Below are 18,217 nucleotides of genomic sequence, written 5' to 3' on the forward strand. Positions count from 1 at the left end.
TCTCGCGAGCAGACGCAGAATCGCACAAAACCACTGGTGAAAGTGCGAGTCTGCGTCTGCTCGCCGTTACAGGGTGACCAGCAGCCAGATCGCCACGATCGAGCCCAAAACGGCCGCGCCGTAACTGCAGACCGCGATCGCCCGGTCGAAGCGGCCGAGCTTCAGCCCGTGTTCGAGCATGAAGCGGAACCTGTGGGCCCAGTGGAACAACCCCAGCACGAAGATGCCGGCCAGCACGATCCTGGTCAGCGGATTGCGCACCACGGCCAGCAGATGTGCGGGGTCGGGCGTGTCGATCAGGCCGAGCGGGAACACCACGCCGAACAGCAACATCAGCACCGGCAGCGTCAGCGCGGTCACCATGCCGCCGGCCGAGAACAACAGCCAGAAGTACGGTTCCGGCGTCCGGCGGGCCGGCGCGCTCATGCCAGCACCACCCATGCGATCACCATCGAGACGACAAGCCATGCGGCGTAGTGGCCGGCGAGCACCGCGCCCGCGGGCACCCGCCGGCTCCGCAGGTGCACGACCATCGCGCGAGGCGCGAGGCTGAACCAGGTCACGGTGTGCAACAACAGGAATGCCAGTGTCACCACGTTCAGCACGATCACCACGGAGTGGGTGCTGAAATCCTGAAACCAGTCGTAGCGGTCCGTGCCGAGGGCCCACACCAGCAATCCCAGGTAGACCACCGACCAGGCCACGAACTTGCAACTGGCCTCGCGCAGCATGTACCGCAGGTAGGAGGGTCGTTTGACCCACCACAACAGGGGGACCGGTTGTCGATACGTCGTCATCGCGCGGCCCTCGGGAGCAGCAGGCTCTTCGCCGAATGTGTTGCCGCCGTGAGCTTGTAGCGCTGGATCGCGCCGGCCGGATCGACACCCTTCGGGCAGGCCACCGAACATTCACCGACGTACGTGCACGCCCACGCCCCGTCGGCGGCGGCCAGCACATCGCGACGGTCTTCTTCGCCCTCGTCGCGGGAATCCAGGTTGTACCGCTGGGCCAGCGCGATCGCCGCGGGCCCGAGGAAGTCCGGATCCAGCGCGTAGACGGGGCACGCGGAGTAGCACAGCATGCAGTTGATGCACATGCTGAACTTCTTGAACTCATCCATTTCGGCTGGCGTCTGGAGGTATTCGCCATCCTCGGCCGGTTCGTCGTCGTCGCGGATGATCCACGGCTTGACCCGGGGGAGCTTGGTCATGAAGTCGCTGATGTCGACGACGAGGTCGCGGATCACCGGGAAGTTGCGCATGGGTTCCACCCGCACCGGCCCGGGCAGGTAGTCGACGAGAAAGGTGGCGCACGCCAGTTTCGGGTCACCGTTGACCGTCATCCCGCAGCTGCCGCAGATCCCCATCCGGCATGACCACCGGAAGCTCAGCGTGCCGTCGAGCCGGTCCTTGATGTAGTTGAGCCCGTCCAGGACCGCCCACTCCCGCGTGAGCGGAACGTCGTAGGACTGCAGCACCGGCTCGGTATCGGTTTCGGGTCGATATCGAGCCACTTCCATGACAATTCGGTCTGCCATCTCATCTCCCGTACACGCGTTCGCCCGGGGGCCAGCGGGTGATGGTGACCGGCAGGTAGTCGATCCGCGCTGAGCCGTCGGGTGATCGATGGGCCATGGTGTGGGCGAGGAACTGCTCGTCGTCGCGGCTGGGGAAGTCGGTCCGCTGGTGTGCCCCGCGGGATTCGGTGCGGTGCGAGGCGGATTCGATGATCGTCTGGGCGATGTCGAGCATCCCCGACAGCTCCAGAAACGCCAGCAGCTCGGTGTTGAAGGTGTGGCTGTGATCGTCGATGCCGGCATTGGCGAAGCGTTCCTGCAGCTCCCGTACCTGCTCGGCCGCCTTGGTCAGGGTCGGGCCGTCGCGGTAGATGCCTGCCGCGGTCTCCAGCACGCTCTGCATGTCGGTGCGGAGGTCGGCGATGCGTTCACTGCCGCGTTCGGCGCGTCGGCTCAGGTCGTGTTCCAGGCGTTCTTCCTCGGTGTCGGCCTGCGTCTGTACCGAGGCGGAGGCCGCGCCGGCCCGCGACACGTACTCGACCGCGGCACATCCGGCGCGGGCGCCGAACACCAGCAGTTCGGGAAGTGAGTTGGAACCCAGCCGGTTGGCCCCGTTGATGCTGACACACGCGGTCTCGCCGGCCGCGTAGAGCCCGGGAAGCGTTGTGGCACCGGTGATGTCGGTGTGGACGCCACCCATCATGTAGTGCACGACGGGTCGTACCGGCACCAGCTCGGAGACCGGGTCGATGTGCTGATAGTCGCGGCACAGCTCCCGGACGAACGGCAGCTTCGCGTCGATGAGCTTGGCGCCCAGGTGCCGTAGGTCCAGGTAAACCACCGGACCGTAAGGGGTTTCGTCGGTGCGGCCCTTCTCCAGCTCGTGGACGAACGCCTGCGACAACCGGTCGCGAGGGCCGAGTTCCATGCTGCGCAGCTTGGGTTCCGGTGTGGGCGTGCCCAGGTCGTAGTCCTGCAGGTACCGGTAGCCGTCCTTGTTGAGCAGCCATCCCCCCTCGGCGCGGGCGGCCTCGGTGATCAGGATGCCGGTGAACGGCAACCCGGTGGGGTGGTACTGCACGAATTCCATGTCCTTGAGCGGTGCTCCGGCCCGGAACGCCAACGCCATTCCGTCGCCGGTCTTGATGTTGGCGTTGGTGGTGAACGGGAACACCCGGCCGCAGCCGCCGGTGCACATGATCACGGCGTCGGCCAGGATGGTTTCGATCCGTCCGGTGGCCAGCTCGATCGCGACCAGACCGCGGACCGCACCGTCGTCGACCAGCAGTGTCGTGGCGAACCATTCGTCGTAGCGTGCGATGCCCGGATAGGAGAGCACCCGCTGGAACAGGGTGTGCAGCAGGTGGAACCCGGTCTTGTCGGCGGCGAACCAGGTGCGCAGCTTCTTCATGCCGCCGAAGGCGCGAACAGCGATGTGCCCGTCCGGGGTCCGGCTCCACGGGCAACCCCAGTGCTCGAGCTGCATGAGCTCGCGGGGCGCCTCGGCGACGAACGCTTCGACGGCGTCCTGATCGCACAGCCAGTCCCCGCCGGAAATCGTGTCGTAGGCGTGTTCGTCGATGCTGTCGTCGGCGCCCGCCACCGCCGCGGCCCCGCCTTCGGCCGAGACGGTGTGGCTGCGCATCGGATATACCTTCGACACGATCGCCACGGACAGCCGCGGGTCGGTCTCGGCGATGGCGATCGCGGCGCGCAGACCGGCGCCGCCCCCTCCGATCACCACTATGTCGTGTGAGGCCGTCATCGGCTGATCTCAGACTTCGAAGGCCTCATGTTCGCGGCAGCGCTCGTCTCGGAGGACTTTGCCGTCGTGCCTGATGGTGCGGATGCTCACGCAGCCGTCGTGGTAGGTGTGCCGAGTCTCGCGGCAGCCGCAGGCGAACGTGAAGTCGTCGAAGCTCAGGCCGTCGTCGTCATCCTCGATATGGTGATCGCCCTGGGTGGTGCGTCCGCAGGGCGCCTTCTGGCTGGGGAAATGCGTCGTCGTGGCGGTCATCATCCCGCCTCCTCGGGTCCGGCATAAGTGATCCAGATCACATCAGAGTATGCCTGTCGAGACCCACCCGTCTATTGCTGTACCAGCCGCTCCCGCAGTTCGCGTTTGAGCACCTTGCCGTAGCTGTTCTTCGGCAGCGCGTCGATGAACTCGTAGCGTTTGGGCCGCTTGAACCGGGCGATGCGTTCCAGCAGGTGAGCGTCGAGCATTGCAGTATCGAGCGCGGCGTCGGACACGACCACAAAGGCGACCACCACCTCACCCCAGTCCGCATCGGGTGCGCCCACCACGCCCGCCTCGACGACATCGGGGTGTTCCAGTAGCGCTTCCTCCACCTCGCGGGGATAGATGTTGCTGCCCCCGCTGATCACCACGTCCTTGGAGCGATCGCGCAGGGTGAGGTAGCCGCGCGCATCGAAGGAACCCATGTCACCGGTGTGCAGCCAGCCGTCTTTGAGTGTGGCTGCGGTGGCGGTCGGGTTGTTCCAGTACCCCGACATGACGACGTCACCGCGGCAGACGATCTCGCCGATCTCGTCGACGGCCGCGTGGGTGCCGTCGGAGGTGAGCACGGCGACCTCGACGCCGGACCGCGGATAACCGACAGAGCCAAGCGTCGCGTCGTCGGCATCGACGTGGTCCGCGCGGCGCAGCCCGGTGATCGTCATCGGCGCTTCGCCTTGCCCGTAGAGCTGCACGAAGATCGGGCCGTAGGCGGCCAGGGACTTCTTGAGGCTGTCGACGTACATCGGTCCGCCGCCGTAGACCACGGTTTTCAGGTTCTCGGGCCGGGGCCGGCCGGTCTGGATCAGGCGCTGCACCATGGTCGGTGCCAGAAAGGCGCTGCTACCGGGGTGATGGCCGCACAGGTCCAGGAACTCGTCGGGTTCGAACGCAGCCGATTCCGGGATCACCTGACGGGCACCGCGCAGCACGTAGGGCGGGATGTACAGACCGGAGCCGTGCGACATCGGGGCACCGTGGATCAGGCTGCAGTTCTCGTCCGGATCGTCGAAGTCCGCCAGATGCGCCACCGTCATCGCCATCAGGTTGCGGTGGGACAGCATGGCGCCCTTGGATTTTCCGGTGGTTCCGCTGGTGTAGAACAGCCAGGCCAGCGAGCCCGGATCGGTCGTCGGCACGGTTGACGGCCTGGAGGCGAACCGTGCCGAGTAGTCCGGGGTGCCGATGATCTCGAGGGGTACTCCGGTGGACGCGGCCAGGCCGCCGGCGATCTTGGCCGACGTGAAGACCTGCGCCGCACCGGAATCGGCCAGGATGTCGGCCATCTCGCGGGGATGCAGTTTGTAGTTGATCGGTACGAAAACGCACTCCGCCGCCCAGATGGCGAACATCAGCTCGACGATCTCGGGCCGGTTCTCGCTGGCGACGGCGACGCGGGTGCCACGATCACCGAGTGCCTTCAGCGAGGTGGCCAGGCGCAGTACGCGGTCGCGCAGCTCCGCCCAGGTGAGCAGTTGACGTTCGCCCAGAAAGACCGCGCCCCGGTCACCGAAGCGGGCGGCGGCCTGATCGAGCACCGCGAAGACATTCATGACTGAGAACCGTCCTCAATCCAGTTGGCGCGCAGCGCGAAATCGGACAGGTACTTCGTCGAGCTCCAGCCGCCGTCGACGACTATGGTCTGTCCGTTGATGAAGGCACCGCCGTCGGAGCACAGGAACGCCACGGTGGCGGCGATGTCCTCGACCCGGCCCAGGCGGGTGTGTGGGGTCATCTCGGTCTGCATCTTGCGGAAGCCCGGATCGTCGAGACGCCGCTCGACCATCGGAGTGACGGTGACACCGGGGGCCACCGCGTTACACCGGATGCCCTGCGCGCCGTACTGGCAGGCGATGTGGGTGGTCAGTGCGGTCAATCCGCCCTTGGCAGCCGAGTAGGCTCCGCCGCGCAGCCCGCCGACGACGGCGAACGTGGAGGTGACGTTGATGATCGCCGAGCCGGGCCCCATGTGTGGCAGCACATCTCGGGCCAACCGGAACGGCGCCCGCAGCATGATCCCGAGGAAGTGGTCCAAGGTTTCGTCGTCGGTCTCGTGCAAGGGTTTGGGGCTGCCGATGCCGGCGTTGTTGATCAGGAAGTCGATGCGGCCCCAGCGGGACAACGCGGCCTTGACGATGCGCTGCGGTGCGTCGTCGTCGGTCAGGTCGACCGCCAGGGTCGCGATCCGGTCCGGGTCGCCCACGGCCCGTTCGAGTTCGGCGAGCCGGTCCTCGTCGCGGCCGGTTCCGAGCACCGCCATGCCCGCCTCGGCAAGCGTGGTGGCACAGCCGAATCCGATGCCGCTGCTGGCTCCGGTGACGATCGCGACCTGCATTCTATTCGCCCTTCAGCCTGGCTCGGATGTGATGCTTCAACACTTTGCCCGCGTCGTTCTTCGGCAGGGCGTCCCAGATCTCCACCCGCTCGGGTGTTTTGAATCGGGCCAGCCCGTGCTGGGCCAGGACCCCGCCCAGGTCGGTCACGTCGGGGTGGTGGCCGTCGGCGGTCACCAGTACCGCGCAGGCACGTTCCCCGGTGCGGTCATCGGGCAGGCCCACCACGGCCACCTCGAGGATGCCGAGGTGGCCGACCAGGAGGTCCTCGACTTCCTTGGGGGAGATGTTCTCGCCGTTGCGGATGATGAGGTCCTTGGCCCGCCCGGTCACCTGCAGGTAGTCGCCGTCCACCCATCGGCCGAGGTCCCCGGTGCGGAAGAAGCCGTCCTCGTCGAAGGATTCGATCTCGTCCTCGGGGTGCAGATAGCCCAGCAGCATCTGCGGGCCGCGGGCCCGGATCTCGCCGGAGACCAGTCGGATCTCGGCGATACCGGGACGGCCGTCGGTCTCGGCGGCGTGTTCGATGCCGCCGGGGGTCAGTGAGCCGACGGTGGTCACCGGCACCTCGGTGGAGCCGTAGACCCGGCTGACCACGGCTCGCTCGAAGTAGTCCGACGCCCGCCGGATCAGCGACGGAGGCACCGATGCGCCACCGCAGATGAACACCTTGAGATCGGGCAGCCGGGTACCGGATCGTTCGGCGGCCCCTAGGAGCTGCTCCAGAAACGGTGTCGCCCCGGCCATGTGGGTGCACTTGCGTTCGGTCATCAGGGCCACGCCGTCCTCGGCGTTCCAGCGCTCCATCAGCACGGCGGTGCTGCACAACAGCAGGGGGCATTCGAAGGCGTAGATGGAACCGCCGATGTGGGCGATGGGGGAGGGCACCAGGAACGTGTCACCGCGGTCGATCATCCAGTGCTGACGCAGCTGCAGGATCAGTGCGTTGATCGAGTTGTGGCTGTGCAGCACCCCTTTGGGGCGCCCGGTGGTTCCGGACGTGTACATGATCATCCGGACGTCGTCCGGGTCGAGCGCGGGCAGGGCCCGGTCGGGCGCGGCCGGCAGTGCCTCGAATGAGCGGTGCGGGCCCGGATCCCCGCGCAGCACCACCACTTCCGGTGGCGTGGCCATCCCTGCGCACACCCGGGTGAGCATCGCGGCGTAGTCGTGGTTGCCGAACTGGGCGGGGATGAAGATCGCGCGGCTGTGCGCATCGTCGAGGATGAAACTCAGTTCCCGGTCGCGCAGAGAGGGCAGGATCGGGTTGACCGCCATGCCGGCCAGCGTGGCGCCCAGGTAGATGATCGCGGCCTCGTGCCAGTTGGGCAGCATGAAGGACACCACGCTGCCCGGCGGCATCCAGTCGGTGAGCCGCAGTGCCAGTGCCCGTGCCCGGTCATGCAATTCGCGCGCCGTCAGGGTGATGTCGCCGTCGACCACCAATGCCCGGTCGGGGCTCTCACACGCCGCGTCCGCCAGGGCGTCGGCCAAGGTGGTGGACACCCACAGCCCCCGGGCGTAGGCGTCGTCCGAACGCGCCTCGTCCCGTCGCACCAGATTTCGCACCGTGCCTCAGCCCTTGACCCGGCGCATCGTCATGGAGTGGCGGAACCGGTCGGACGGGTGGGTGTTGACGGTCACCTGGGCGATCTCCCCGTCGGAGGTGGTGTAGGTCCGCTGCATCTGCAGGGCCGCGGTGCCTGCGCCGACCTTGAGGCCCGCGGCGAGTTCGGCGGACGTGACGATAGCTGAGATCTCCTGGTGCACTTCGACGATGCTGACCCCGAACAGATCCTCGATCAACGGGAAGATCGGACCGGAATGCCGTTGCAGCAGCCGCCCGACGGCGGCGAAGCTGCGGTTGATGAAGTACTCGGTGCGGCACACCGGTGCCGGATCGCCGTCGGCCTGCCGGTAGCCGCGGACCGCCAGCCACTCCTCGCCGAGCGGAAGCCCGGTGCGTTGGGCCAATTGGTTGTCGATCGTGACCATGGCATTGGACTCGATGGTGAACTGGGCGCCGGTGGCGAAGGCCAGCAGGTCGTTGATCGAGACCACGTCCTGGGCATAGGTATTGGTCGCGGCCCGCTGGGCCACCGTGGTGCCGGCCCGCGGCCGTGACGTGACGAGGTTGTCGTCGCGCAGGCGCCGCAGCGCCTCGCGCACGGTGTAGCGGCTGACCTCGAAGCGCTCGCACAGTTCGTGTTCGGTGGGCAACTGTGAGCCCACCGGGTACACCCCGTCGACGATTTCCTTGCGCAGGGTGCGCGCGACCTGCAGGTAGCGGTGGTCAGCAGGAGTGAGTGTCATCGGTGTCAGCCTCTGCGCAGCGCCAGCACGCTGCCGTCGCCGTCGCCCGAGATGTATAGCGTTCCATCGGCCCCCGCGGTGATCCCGGCGAACGGACCCTGGGGGCCGGAGAACGGCGGCATGCCCTTGAGCGGCTTGGGTGTCACTCCGGGCGGCGGGCCGACCGGCAGCCCGGTGGCGATCGTGGTGCGGCCCGCATCGTTCAGGTCGTAGCCAACAAGTGCCTTGCTGCCGGAGTCGACGATGTAGAGCACGCCGTCGCGCACGAGAATGCCGTGCGGCGTGTGCAATCCGTCGACCAGCGGCGCGACACCTCCGCCGCTCACCCGCACAACCGCGCCGGCCACCGACACCAGCGGTGCGCCGTCCGGCCCGATCACCACACCGACCGGGGTGTCCAGGCCAGATGCCAGGACGCTCACCGAACCGTCGCGCACCGAAAGTAGCCGTCCCGCACCCTGTTCGACGACCACCACCGACCCATCGGGAGCCTGTGCCACTCCGTAGGGTTGGTCGATGCCGCTGGCGAGAATCTGGCTCACCTCGTCCTCGGCCCCGGCTGGGCGGAACCGGGAGACCGTATCCGCTGCGGTGGTGACGATGAACTCACCTGGGCCCGAAGCGATCACGCCACGCAGGAAGCCCGGATAGCCGGGGGAGAACAGCATTGCGACGGTCTGCAGGCCACCGTCGGGGTTCACCCGGTAGAAGTAGGTGCCGTCGGCGACGTAGAGATCGCCGTCGGGGCCGACCGTCAGGTCGAGCGGCCAGTTGAGCCCGCCCGGCAACAGGGCCTCGGTGCCGCCACCCGACAGGATCTCGGTGATCTCACCGGTGAAGTTCGACACGAACAGCCGGCCGTCGACGAAGGTGCAGTTGTCCAGGCCGGGGTTCAGCTGGGCCAGCAGCGTCTGCTCGCCGTTGCGCGGGTCGATGCGCAGCACCTGCCCGCTGGCCACCTGCGTGGAGACGATGTAGCCGTCGGCGTCGAACTTGACCGAGTCCGGTACTCCGAGCCCGCCGGCCACCACCTGAGGGTCGCCGCCGCTGGGATCGATACGCCAGATCTCGTTCGCGCCCATCACCGGGAAATACAAGAGTCCGTCGGGGCCGACTTCCATGGCGTTGGGTGAGGGCACGTCCTCCAGCAGGATGCGCGGGGCGCCGCCGGCCAGGTCGAACTCCATGAGCCGCCCGCCCTCGCGGCATTCTCCGACGAACAGCCTGCCCTGGTGGAAGGTGATGCCGTTGGCGGAGGGGATGTCGTCGCGCAGCACGCGGGCGGTGCCGTCGGCTGCGCGCACGCTGACCCGGCCGTCCATCACCTCGGTGGCGTACAGGTTGCCGCTCGGGTCGAAGGCCACGTCGTCGGGGGCGATGATGTCGCCGCCCTTGGCGCTGACGGTTTCGAGCTGTCCGGTTTCGAGGTCGAGGGCGCTGATCTGGCTGCCGGTGACCTGGGCGACGTAGATCCGGCCGTCCGGGCCGGTGCGCAGGCCGTTCGCGCCGAACAGCCTGCTGGGGCCCGTGACCTGCTCCAGCGTCCAGTTCTCGGCCACGGACGGGTTTGCGGTGTACCTCGCGTTGGCGATGCGGGGATTTGCCGATGGGGCGCTCATGACCTCGGACGTTAGCAACTCGCCGTAGTCCAGACAATAGCCGCCGAGAACCTCGGATCCACCCTTGACGGTTGAATAAGTGCTGGGGAATAGTGTTCTCCAATATGAAGATCGCCATTTGTTGTCCGGACAATTAAGCCGATTGAGGTGCGGATGGACAGTTCCCTGAGCTTGGACGGCCGGGTTGTGGTGGTGTCGGGCGCCGGTGGCGGCGGCATCGGCACCACTGTCACGCGGATGGCGGCCGAGGCCGGGGCCACGGTCGTGGCGGTGAGCCGCTCCCAGGACAACCTCGACACGCACGTCGCACCGCTGGCCGACAAGGGACTGAACGTGGTGACGGTCGCCGCCGACGCGTCCACCGATGAGGGCATTGCGACGGTGCTGAAGCAGGTGCGCCGGCTCCAATCTGACGGACAAGGAACGTTGTACGGGCTGGTGAATGTCGCCGGCGGCGCGGCGCCGTCGACCTGGATGCCGGCCACCCGGGTCTCACGGGCGGACTGGCGCGAGCTGTTCACCGCGAACCTGGAAACCATGTTCTTCATGAGCCAGGCTGTGGCAGCTGAGATCCGCAGCCAGGGGAACCCGGGCTCGATCGTGTCGGTGTCCTCGATCAGCGGGATGAACACCGCGCCGTATCACGTCGCCTACGGCACGGCGAAGGCCGCGATCGTGGCGGCCACCCGGACCATGGCCGCAGAGCTCGCCGCCGAAGGGATCCGGGTCAACGCCGTCGCCCCGGGGGTGACCGAAACCGCCGCCTCGGCAACCTATGTCGATGCCGACCCCGAGCGGGACCAGCGGGCGATCGCGATGGGCCGCCGCGGTACTCCCGAGGAGCAGGCCGGGGCGATCCTGTTCCTGCTCTCGGATCTGTCGAGCTATATCACCGGCCAGACCATCCTGGTCGACGGCGGGCTGAACCTGCGCTGGACCCACCTCGGCGCCGACAACACCTCACTGTTCCTCAAGGACGACGACTTCCGCGAAGCCATCAGGAGGATCTAAATGGCTCATACCGAATCCCATCTCGACGCCGCCATGGAGGTCGACGCCGAACCGGACGACGCGAGCGGAGAGATCGCCGAGGATTTGTCCCAGCCGACCACCATCCCGGTCGACGCCTACATCTCCGAGAGTTACGCTCGCGCCGAACGGGATCGACTGTGGCGCAAGGTCTGGCAGCAGGTCGGCCGCGTCGAGGAGATTCCCGAGGTCGGAAGCTACCTGACCTACGACATCCTCGACGACTCCATCATCATTGTTCGAACCGGCGCGCACACCTTCACTGCCCACCACAACGTCTGCATGCACCGCGGACGCAAGCTCATCGACAATCCCGAAGGCGCCAAGAACGCGACCGGCCGCGCGCGGAAGTCCTTCGTCTGCGGATTCCACGGCTGGACCTACGGTCTCGACGGAACCTGCACGCACATCCGGGAACAGGACGACTGGCAGGGCAAACTCACACCGCGCAACACCCACCTCGCGCCCGTGCAGGTGGACACCTGGGGTGGGTGGCTGTTCATCAACATGGATCCCGACTGTGAGTCGCTGACCGACTACCTGATGCCGGCCGCCAAGATCCTCGACCCGTTCGGTCTGGAGAACATGCGCTACAAGTGGCGCAAATGGTTGTCCTTCGACTGCAACTGGAAGGTCGCGATGGAGGCCTTCAACGAGACCTACCACGTGTTCACCACGCACCCGGAGTTCAACAAGTTCGGCGAGTTCAAGGGCTGGGCCAAGGCGCAGGGCAAGCACAGCAACATCGGCTACGACGCGCCAAAAGGCTTGGACGAGACCAAGTCCAAGATCCGTCTGGGAATCGGTGATCCGCGCATCTCCACCGCCGAGATGCAGGTCTACACCATGGAAGAGACCAACGCGACGACGACCAAGACCTTGGTGAACGCCGCCAAGCGGCTCGTCGACGAGCTTCCCGAGGGCACGCCCGCCGACGAGGTGCTGCAGCACTGGCTGGCCTCGGCCCGCCGCGATGACGAGGCGCGCGGCGTGACCTGGCCGACCATCCCGCCCGACATCCTCGGGCAGAGCGGCACGGCTTGGCAGATCTTCCCGAACTTCCAAGTTGGTCAGGGCCTGACCAGCGCGCTGTGCTACGCGGCACGACCCGATCCGGGCTACAACCCGGACAAGTGCATCTTCGAGGTCGCAGTCTTCGAGCTGTACCCGAAAGGCGAAGAGCCCGAGACCGAATGGGCCTATACCCCGAAGGATTCACCGAACTGGCTGTCGGTGCTGCCGCAGGATTTCTCGAACATGGCGGCCGTGCAGCAAGGGATGAAATCGGCAGGCTTCCCCGGAACTTTGCCCAATCCCTATCGCGAACGCAGCACGGTCAACCTGCACTACCAGCTTTCCAAGTACATGGGCACGGGAGAGCCCACCGACATCCAGTGATTTGTGGAGCCTCAGCCGTCGCGAACACGGCCAAAACTCCACAAATCGCCCAAGAAGGAGCCGCAATGAAAGTTAATCTGGGTACCGGAGCGCAGAACTCCCACGACTGGGAGCGCGTACTCGCCGGTGACTTCAGCACCCCGCCGGCCACCCCGGACTACAAATGCGTGCAGGCCGCGCTGGCCCTCGGCGACCTCGCCGAGCCGCTCGGCTTCGACGGGATCTGGTTCCCCGAGCACCACGGCACGCCATATGGCATGACACCCAACCCGATTCAAGCCCTGACCTATTTCGCCGGACGCACCGAGCGGGTCAGCCTGGGCACGTTCGTGGCGGTGGTGCCGTGGTGGAACCCGATCCGGCTCGCCACCCAGATCGCCTACCTCGACATCGTCTCCAACGGCCGCTACACCACGATCGGCCTGGGCCGCGGGGTGTCCAAGGGCGAGTTCGCCGCGGTCGGCGTGCCGCGGGAGGAGAGCCGCGATCGCTTCAACGAGACGCTGGACATCCTCAAGCTGGCCTTCTCCGGTGAGCGGTTCTCCTATGAGGGCAAGATCTTCTCGTTCCCGGAGATGTCGTTGCGGCCCGAGCCGATCAGCACCGACCTGTTCGACCGCATCTACAGCTCGTCCTCGACCGCCGAGTCGCTGGAGATCCTGTCCCGGCGCGGCATGGTGCCGCTGTTCGTGGGCAACAAGCCGATCACCGATGCCGGTGAGGAGGTGCGCAAGGTCAACACCTTCCGCGCCGAGGAGGGCCTCGGGCCCTGTCAGCCCAAGAACGTGATGTTCATGTACTGCGTGGGCTCCGAGGACGAGGTGGCTCAAACGGAAGAGTGGATCTGGACGGCCAACCGGGACGTCAACGTGCACTACGGTTTTGCCGACGCATCCAACTTCAAGGGCGTCAAGGGATACGAGGCCTACGCCGCCCGCGAGGCCAGCGCCACCGCGGTGCTGGCTTCCGAGGTCGGCAACCAGAAGAAGGGCGGCCCGCCCGGGTACCACGCGTCCAACCTGCTGATCGGAACCCCCGAGACGGTGTTCGAGAAGCTCAAGGCGGCCCAGGAGGCCTGCTCGTTCTGCGAGGTCACCATCGTCCCGCAGTTCGGCACCATGCCGTACGAGAAGGCGATGGAGTCCACCAAGCTGTTTGCCGCCGAGGTGCTCCCCGCGGTCCATGACATGCCCGCCCCCCTGCACGCGGCCGCGCTCCCGGAGAAGGCCAACGCATGACCCAACCGAACACGTGCGGGCCCACCGAGACCCCAACCGATTTCGACGTCGACGCGATCCGGGAGAAGTACGCCGCCGAGCGGGCCAAGCGCCTGCGGCCCGAGGGTGGTGACCAGTACCTGGAACTGGACGGTGATTTCGCCGAGTTCTCCGAGGTCGACCCGTACACCACGGTGACCGAGCGCGATCCGATCGTCGAGGACGCCGACGTCGTCATCCTCGGCGGTGGTTTCGCCGGCCTGCTGGCCGGGGCGTACTTGAAGAAGGCCGGTGTCGAGGGCATCCGGGTCATCGAGATGGCCGGTGACTTCGGCGGGGTGTGGTACTGGAACCGCTTCCCCGGAATCCAGTGCGACAACGACGCCTACTGCTACATCCCGCTGCTCGAAGAACTCGACTTCATGCCGAGCAAGAAGTTCGCCGACGGCGCCGAGATCTTCCAGCACTGCCGCAACATCGGTAAGCATTTCGGCCTCTACGATGGCGCGTTGTTCTCCACCCAGGTGCGCGAACTGCGTTGGGAGGACGAGACCCAGAGGTGGCGAATCAGCACCGACCGGGGCGACGACATCCGAGCCCGCTTCGTCGTCATGGCGCAGGGCTCCTACAACGTGCCGAAGCTGCCGGGCATCCCCGGTATCAAGGAATACAAGGCCGCGGGCGGACACGTGTTCCACTCGGCGCGCTGGGACTACGACTACACCGGAGGGACCGCAGACGGCGGCCTGCACAAGCTGGCCGACAAACGCGTCGCCCTTGTCGGCACCGGCGCAACCGGTATCCAGCTGGTACCCCACCTCGGCCGCGACGCCAAGGAACTCTTCGTCTTCCAGCGCACGCCGTCCTCGGTGGACGCCCGGACCAACCCGCCCACCGATCCGGTCTGGGCCGCGTCGCTGCAGCCGGGGTGGCAGGAGGAACGCAAGCGCAACTTCCACAACTGGTCGCCGTTCGTCGGAGTGGTGTTCGGTGAACCAGACCTGGTGTGCGACTTCTGGACCGAGCTCGGGCGCAACCTGACCGCCCGGATTGCGGCCAGCGAGGACCCGGCCTCGGTCACCATCGAGCAGATCATGGCGTTCCGGGAAGAAGAAGACTTCAAGATCATGGAGCGGCTGCGTCGTCTGGTCGCCGAGATCGTCGAGGATCCTGATACCGCCGAGGCGCTCAAGCCGTACTACCGCTTCATGTGCAAGCGACCGACGTCCAGTGAGCACTATCTGTCCACGTTCAACCGCCCCAACGTGACGCTCGTCGACGTCTCGGCATCCAAGGGTGTCGAGCGGTTGACCGAGAAGGGGATCGTCGCCGACGGCGTCGAATATGAGGTCGACTGCGTGGTTTTCGCAAGCGGCTTCGAGATCTCCACCGAGATCAGCCGCCGGTTCGCGATCGACAAGATCGTGGGTCGCGACGGGCTGGAGCTGTTCGACTACTGGCAGAACGACTACAAGACCCTGCACGGGATGACCAGCCGTGGCTTCCCCAATCAGTTCTTCATGGGCTTCATCCAGGGTGGCGTATCGGCCAACACCACGGCGATGTTCGAACAGCAGGCCAAGCACATCGCCTACATCATCGCCGAGGCGCAGAACCGGGGTGCCACCACGGTCGAGCCGAGCCAGGAGGGGCAGGATGCCTGGGTCGCCACGGTCGGGGAACTGGCGATCGACAACTCGGCATTCGAATTGTCTTGCACGCCCGGCTACTACAACAACGAAGGCCGTGGTGGCGCAGAGCGCAACGGCGCATTCCTCGGCGATTTCTACTCGCCCGGCTTCTACGCGTTCGACGAGCTGATCGCCGAATGGCGGGCCAAGGGCGACCTCGACGGATTAGAGCTCACCTCATGACGACATCTACCGCGCTCGAGACCCGGGACATCAAGCCGCGCATCGGAACCGAGATCCGGGCCGACAAGGCTGCGCTGCTCTCGGGCGAACATGCCGGGCGAATCCGGGAACTGCTGGAACAGCGCGGGGTGCTGGTGTTCCCGCAGATCGGGTTCACCGACGACGAGCAGATCGCATTCACCGAAACCCTCGGCACCTTCGCCCCCGAGCATGCGGGCGAGAAGCTGTACAAGGTGTCCCTGGACACCGAGGTGAACAAGCAGGCCGACTACCTCAAGGGCTCGCTGTACTGGCACATCGACGGCACGATGAACGAGGTGCCGATCCTGGCCTCGCTGCTGCAGAGCGTGGCGCTGGGTAACCCGGAGGAGGGCGACACCGAGTTCTGCAACACCTACGCCGCCTACGACGACCTGTCCGATGAGGACAAGGCCGAGATCGAGGGCCTGCGCGTCATGCATTCGGCGTGGAACACGATGTTCTACTACGACCCGGAACCCAGCGCGAAGGCGCTGCGCCGGATGATGGCGATCGGTGACCGGGAACTGCCGTTGGTGTGGACGCATCAGTCCGGCCGCAAGTCGCTGGTGCTCGGCGCCACTGCCCGCCACATCACCGACATCGACTTCCGCAAGAGTGCCGAACTGCTGGTACGACTGCGGGATTGGGCCACCCAGCCGGACTTCACCTACCGGCACAAGTGGACCGTCGGCGACCTGGTGATCTGGGACAACACCGGGACCATGCACCGGGCCACACCGTATGACCCGACGTCGGGGCGGCTGTTGCAGCGCACCAAACTCGAGGGCGAGGAGCCCTTCGCTTGAGCACACTCAGATTCGACGATCGCGTCGCCGTCGTCACCGGCGCCGGCCGGGGACTGGGGCGCGAATACGCCTTGCTCCTCGCGTCGAGGGGCGCCAAGGTCGTCGTCAACGATCCCGGTGCCAGTCTCACCGGGGACGGTACCGACTCGGGGCCGGCCCAGGCCGTCGTCGACGAAATCGTGTCGGCCGGTGGTCAAGCCGTCGCCGTCACGGATTCGGTGGCCACCGCCGAAGGTGGCCAGGCCATCATCGACGCGGCTGTCGGGCGCTTCGGTCGCGTGGACATCCTGATCCACAACGCGGGCACCGTGCGGCGCGGCTCGCTCAAAGAGATGAGCTACGACGACTTTGAAGCCGTGCTCGACGTGCACCTGCGCGGCGCGTTCCACGTTGTGCGCCCGGCATTTCCGCTGATGTGCCAGGCCGGATACGGCCGCGTGGTGCTGACGTCGTCGATCGGCGGGCTGTACGGCAACCATCAGGTCGCCAACTACGCGGCGGCCAAGGCCGGGATCCTCGGACTGTGCAATGTGGTGGCACTGGAGGGCGCCGACGAGGGTGTCTTGTGCAACGCGATCGTTCCGGGCGCGGTGACCCGGATGGCCGAGGGCCTGGACACCTCGGCGTACCCGCCGATGGGCGCCGATCTGGTGGCCCCGGCCGTGGGCTGGCTGGCGCACGAATCCTGTTCGGTCACCGGCGAGTTCTTCGTCGCGATCGCCGGGCGGATGGCCCGTGCGGTCGTCGCCGAATCCCCGGGGGTGTACCAGCCGTCGTGGACTGTGGAGGAGGTCGGTGAGCAGATGGACCGCATCCGCGATGTGAGCGAGCCGGTGATCTTCCCGGTGGTTCCCGACGGTCATGCCGATCACATCCGGTACAGCTTCGGACGAGCTGCGGAAGAGGCCAACTCATGACATCCGGTCCACTGCAGGGCATTCGGGTCATCGACCTCACCGCCATGGTGATGGGGCCGTACTGCACGCAGATCATGGCCGACATGGGCGCCGACGTCATCAAGGTCGAGACACCGGCCGGCGACAACACCCGCTACATCTCGGTGGGTCCGGCTCCCGGAATGAGCGGCGTGTTCGTCAACGTGAACCGGGGCAAGCGCAGCGTGGTGCTGGATCTGCGTTCGGACCAGGGCAAGGCCGACCTGCGCGCCCTGATCGCCGACGCCGATGTGTTCATCCACTCGATGCGGGCCAAGGCCATCACCAAGCTCGGCTTCGGCTACGACGACGTGGCGGCGATCAACCCGGGCATCGTCTACACAAACTGCTACGGATACGGCCGGCGCGGCCCGGACGCCGACCGGCCCGCGTACGACGACACCATCCAGGCCGAATGCGGATTGCCCGCGGTGCAACAGCAATTGACCGGCGAGGCCTCCTACGTAGGCACCATCATGGCCGACAAGGTGGCCGGGCTGACTGCGCTCTACGCCACCACCATGGCCCTGTTCCACCGGGAGCGCACCGGCGAGGGCCAGGAGGTCGAGGTCAGCATGTTCGAGACCATGGCCTCTTTCATGCTGGTCGAACATGCCAACGGCGCCATGTTCGACCCCCCGCTCGGGCCCGCGGTGTATCCGCGGGCGGTCACCCCCAACCGCAAGCCGTACGAGACCAAGGACGGTCACATCGCGGCGCTCGTCTACAACGACAAGCACTGGAACGCCTTCATCGACCGGGTACAACCCCCTTGGAACAGCCCCGAGTACGCGACGCTGGAACAACGAGCCAAGCAGATCGACACGGTGTACGCGCTGGTCGCCCAGACCCTCAAGGAACGCACCACCGCGGAGTGGCTGGATCTGTTCACCGAGTTGGAGATTCCCGCCGCGCCCATGCTCACTCCGGACGCGCTGTTCGAGAACGAGCACCTCAACGCCGTCGGACTGTTCGAGACCGTCGACACCCCGCACGGCCGGGTACGGATGCCCGGCGTACCCACCTGGTTCTCCCGGACTCCGGGTCACGTCGCCGGGTACGCACCGGAACTTGGTGCCGATACCGCCGAGGTGCTTGCCGAGCTCGGCCCACGTGACATCGCCGGGTAACGGGCG

Annotated in this window: 17 protein-coding genes; 7 read left to right on the forward strand and 10 right to left on the reverse strand. The window is 66.5% G+C overall.

Going from position 1 to position 18,217, the window contains the following annotated elements:
* Nucleotides 1–66: 66 nt before the first annotated feature.
* The 10 genes from frdD to ACNQVK_RS10215 form a co-directional block, all read right to left on the reverse strand.
* Nucleotides 67–426, reverse strand: a complete 360-nt coding sequence (gene frdD, locus ACNQVK_RS10170; protein WP_418029413.1) for a fumarate reductase subunit FrdD — start codon at nt 424–426, stop codon at nt 67–69.
* Nucleotides 423–797: a fumarate reductase subunit C gene (locus ACNQVK_RS10175; protein ID WP_418029414.1), complete on the reverse strand. Its 375-nt coding sequence runs from the start codon at nt 795–797 to the stop codon at nt 423–425. The genes frdD and ACNQVK_RS10175 overlap by 4 nt, the downstream gene beginning before the upstream one ends.
* Entirely contained in the window at nt 794–1,537 is a 744-nt protein-coding gene (locus ACNQVK_RS10180) for a succinate dehydrogenase/fumarate reductase iron-sulfur subunit (RefSeq protein WP_418029415.1), read from the reverse strand. The genes ACNQVK_RS10175 and ACNQVK_RS10180 overlap by 4 nt, the downstream gene beginning before the upstream one ends.
* A 1-nt stretch (nt 1,538) precedes the next feature.
* Nucleotides 1,539–3,281 (reverse strand): fumarate reductase (quinol) flavoprotein subunit, encoded by a 1,743-nt coding sequence (gene frdA, locus ACNQVK_RS10185; RefSeq protein ID WP_418029416.1) that lies wholly within the window; start codon nt 3,279–3,281, stop codon nt 1,539–1,541.
* A 9-nt stretch (nt 3,282–3,290) separates the two neighbouring features.
* A complete protein-coding gene (locus ACNQVK_RS10190) occupies nt 3,291–3,533 on the reverse strand; it encodes a hypothetical protein (RefSeq protein WP_044521792.1) in 243 nt (80 codons plus the stop codon).
* 71 nt (nt 3,534–3,604) lie between these two features.
* Nucleotides 3,605–5,089: an acyl-CoA synthetase gene (locus ACNQVK_RS10195; protein ID WP_418029417.1), complete on the reverse strand. Its 1,485-nt coding sequence runs from the start codon at nt 5,087–5,089 to the stop codon at nt 3,605–3,607.
* Nucleotides 5,086–5,871 (reverse strand): SDR family NAD(P)-dependent oxidoreductase, encoded by a 786-nt coding sequence (locus tag ACNQVK_RS10200; protein ID WP_418029418.1) that lies wholly within the window; start codon nt 5,869–5,871, stop codon nt 5,086–5,088. Before ACNQVK_RS10200 ends, ACNQVK_RS10195 begins: the two co-directional genes overlap by 4 nt.
* Before the next feature lies 1 nt (nt 5,872).
* A complete protein-coding gene (locus ACNQVK_RS10205; RefSeq protein ID WP_418034086.1) occupies nt 5,873–7,426 on the reverse strand; it encodes an AMP-binding protein in 1,554 nt (517 codons plus the stop codon).
* An 18-nt stretch (nt 7,427–7,444) separates the two neighbouring features.
* Entirely contained in the window at nt 7,445–8,182 is a 738-nt protein-coding gene (locus tag ACNQVK_RS10210; RefSeq protein ID WP_273734550.1) for a GntR family transcriptional regulator, read from the reverse strand.
* A gap of 5 nt (nt 8,183–8,187) precedes the next feature.
* A complete protein-coding gene (locus tag ACNQVK_RS10215) occupies nt 8,188–9,801 on the reverse strand; it encodes an SMP-30/gluconolactonase/LRE family protein (RefSeq protein ID WP_418029419.1) in 1,614 nt (537 codons plus the stop codon).
* 153 nt (nt 9,802–9,954) lie between these two features.
* Here ACNQVK_RS10215 and ACNQVK_RS10220 point away from each other — a divergent pair, with 153 nt between their 5' ends.
* The 7 genes from ACNQVK_RS10220 to ACNQVK_RS10250 all read left to right on the forward strand — a co-directional run bounded on the left by ACNQVK_RS10220 (nt 9,955) and on the right by ACNQVK_RS10250 (nt 18,211).
* Nucleotides 9,955–10,812, forward strand: coding sequence for an SDR family NAD(P)-dependent oxidoreductase (locus ACNQVK_RS10220; RefSeq protein ID WP_418029420.1), 858 nt, complete (start codon nt 9,955–9,957; stop codon nt 10,810–10,812).
* A complete protein-coding gene (locus ACNQVK_RS10225; RefSeq protein ID WP_418029421.1) occupies nt 10,813–12,228 on the forward strand; it encodes an aromatic ring-hydroxylating oxygenase subunit alpha in 1,416 nt (471 codons plus the stop codon).
* 65 nt (nt 12,229–12,293) lie between these two features.
* A complete protein-coding gene (locus ACNQVK_RS10230; RefSeq protein ID WP_055117395.1) occupies nt 12,294–13,466 on the forward strand; it encodes an LLM class flavin-dependent oxidoreductase in 1,173 nt (390 codons plus the stop codon).
* Complete coding sequence (locus ACNQVK_RS10235; RefSeq protein WP_418029422.1) at nt 13,463–15,319, forward strand: flavin-containing monooxygenase; 1,857 nt, start codon at nt 13,463–13,465, stop codon at nt 15,317–15,319. Before ACNQVK_RS10230 ends, ACNQVK_RS10235 begins: the two co-directional genes overlap by 4 nt.
* Entirely contained in the window at nt 15,316–16,146 is an 831-nt protein-coding gene (locus ACNQVK_RS10240) for a TauD/TfdA dioxygenase family protein (RefSeq protein ID WP_418029423.1), read from the forward strand. Before ACNQVK_RS10235 ends, ACNQVK_RS10240 begins: the two co-directional genes overlap by 4 nt.
* Nucleotides 16,143–17,063 carry an SDR family NAD(P)-dependent oxidoreductase gene (locus ACNQVK_RS10245; protein ID WP_418029424.1) on the forward strand — a complete coding sequence of 307 codons (921 nt, stop codon included), beginning with the start codon at nt 16,143–16,145 and terminating at the stop codon, nt 17,061–17,063. The genes ACNQVK_RS10240 and ACNQVK_RS10245 overlap by 4 nt, the downstream gene beginning before the upstream one ends.
* On the forward strand, nt 17,060–18,211 hold the full coding sequence (locus ACNQVK_RS10250; RefSeq protein WP_418029425.1) for a CaiB/BaiF CoA transferase family protein: 1,152 nt from the start codon (nt 17,060–17,062) through the stop codon (nt 18,209–18,211). The genes ACNQVK_RS10245 and ACNQVK_RS10250 overlap by 4 nt, the downstream gene beginning before the upstream one ends.
* Nucleotides 18,212–18,217: the final 6 nt, after the last annotated feature.

It is taken from the genome of Mycobacterium sp. 134, from assembly GCF_048282715.1.
GTDB classification, from domain to species: Bacteria; Actinomycetota; Actinomycetes; order Mycobacteriales; family Mycobacteriaceae; genus Mycobacterium; species Mycobacterium septicum.

Excerpts from the sequence above, each read along its gene's own strand:
- frdD (WP_418029413.1), bottom strand. The coding sequence starts at position 426 with ATGAGCGCGCCGGCCCGCCGGACGCCGGAACCGTACTTCTGGCTGTTG.
- ACNQVK_RS10175 (WP_418029414.1), bottom strand. The coding sequence starts at position 797 with ATGACGACGTATCGACAACCGGTCCCCCTGTTGTGGTGGGTCAAACGA.
- ACNQVK_RS10180 (WP_418029415.1), bottom strand. The coding sequence starts at position 1,537 with ATGGCAGACCGAATTGTCATGGAAGTGGCTCGATATCGACCCGAAACC.
- frdA (WP_418029416.1), bottom strand. The coding sequence starts at position 3,281 with ATGACGGCCTCACACGACATAGTGGTGATCGGAGGGGGCGGCGCCGGT.
- ACNQVK_RS10190 (WP_044521792.1), bottom strand. The coding sequence starts at position 3,533 with ATGACCGCCACGACGACGCATTTCCCCAGCCAGAAGGCGCCCTGCGGA.
- ACNQVK_RS10195 (WP_418029417.1), bottom strand. The coding sequence starts at position 5,089 with ATGAATGTCTTCGCGGTGCTCGATCAGGCCGCCGCCCGCTTCGGTGAC.
- ACNQVK_RS10200 (WP_418029418.1), bottom strand. The coding sequence starts at position 5,871 with ATGCAGGTCGCGATCGTCACCGGAGCCAGCAGCGGCATCGGATTCGGC.
- ACNQVK_RS10210 (WP_273734550.1), bottom strand. The coding sequence starts at position 8,182 with ATGACACTCACTCCTGCTGACCACCGCTACCTGCAGGTCGCGCGCACC.
- ACNQVK_RS10215 (WP_418029419.1), bottom strand. The coding sequence starts at position 9,801 with ATGAGCGCCCCATCGGCAAATCCCCGCATCGCCAACGCGAGGTACACC.
- ACNQVK_RS10220 (WP_418029420.1), top strand. The coding sequence starts at position 9,955 with ATGGACAGTTCCCTGAGCTTGGACGGCCGGGTTGTGGTGGTGTCGGGC.
- ACNQVK_RS10225 (WP_418029421.1), top strand. The coding sequence starts at position 10,813 with ATGGCTCATACCGAATCCCATCTCGACGCCGCCATGGAGGTCGACGCC.
- ACNQVK_RS10230 (WP_055117395.1), top strand. The coding sequence starts at position 12,294 with ATGAAAGTTAATCTGGGTACCGGAGCGCAGAACTCCCACGACTGGGAG.
- ACNQVK_RS10235 (WP_418029422.1), top strand. The coding sequence starts at position 13,463 with ATGACCCAACCGAACACGTGCGGGCCCACCGAGACCCCAACCGATTTC.
- ACNQVK_RS10240 (WP_418029423.1), top strand. The coding sequence starts at position 15,316 with ATGACGACATCTACCGCGCTCGAGACCCGGGACATCAAGCCGCGCATC.
- ACNQVK_RS10250 (WP_418029425.1), top strand. The coding sequence starts at position 17,060 with ATGACATCCGGTCCACTGCAGGGCATTCGGGTCATCGACCTCACCGCC.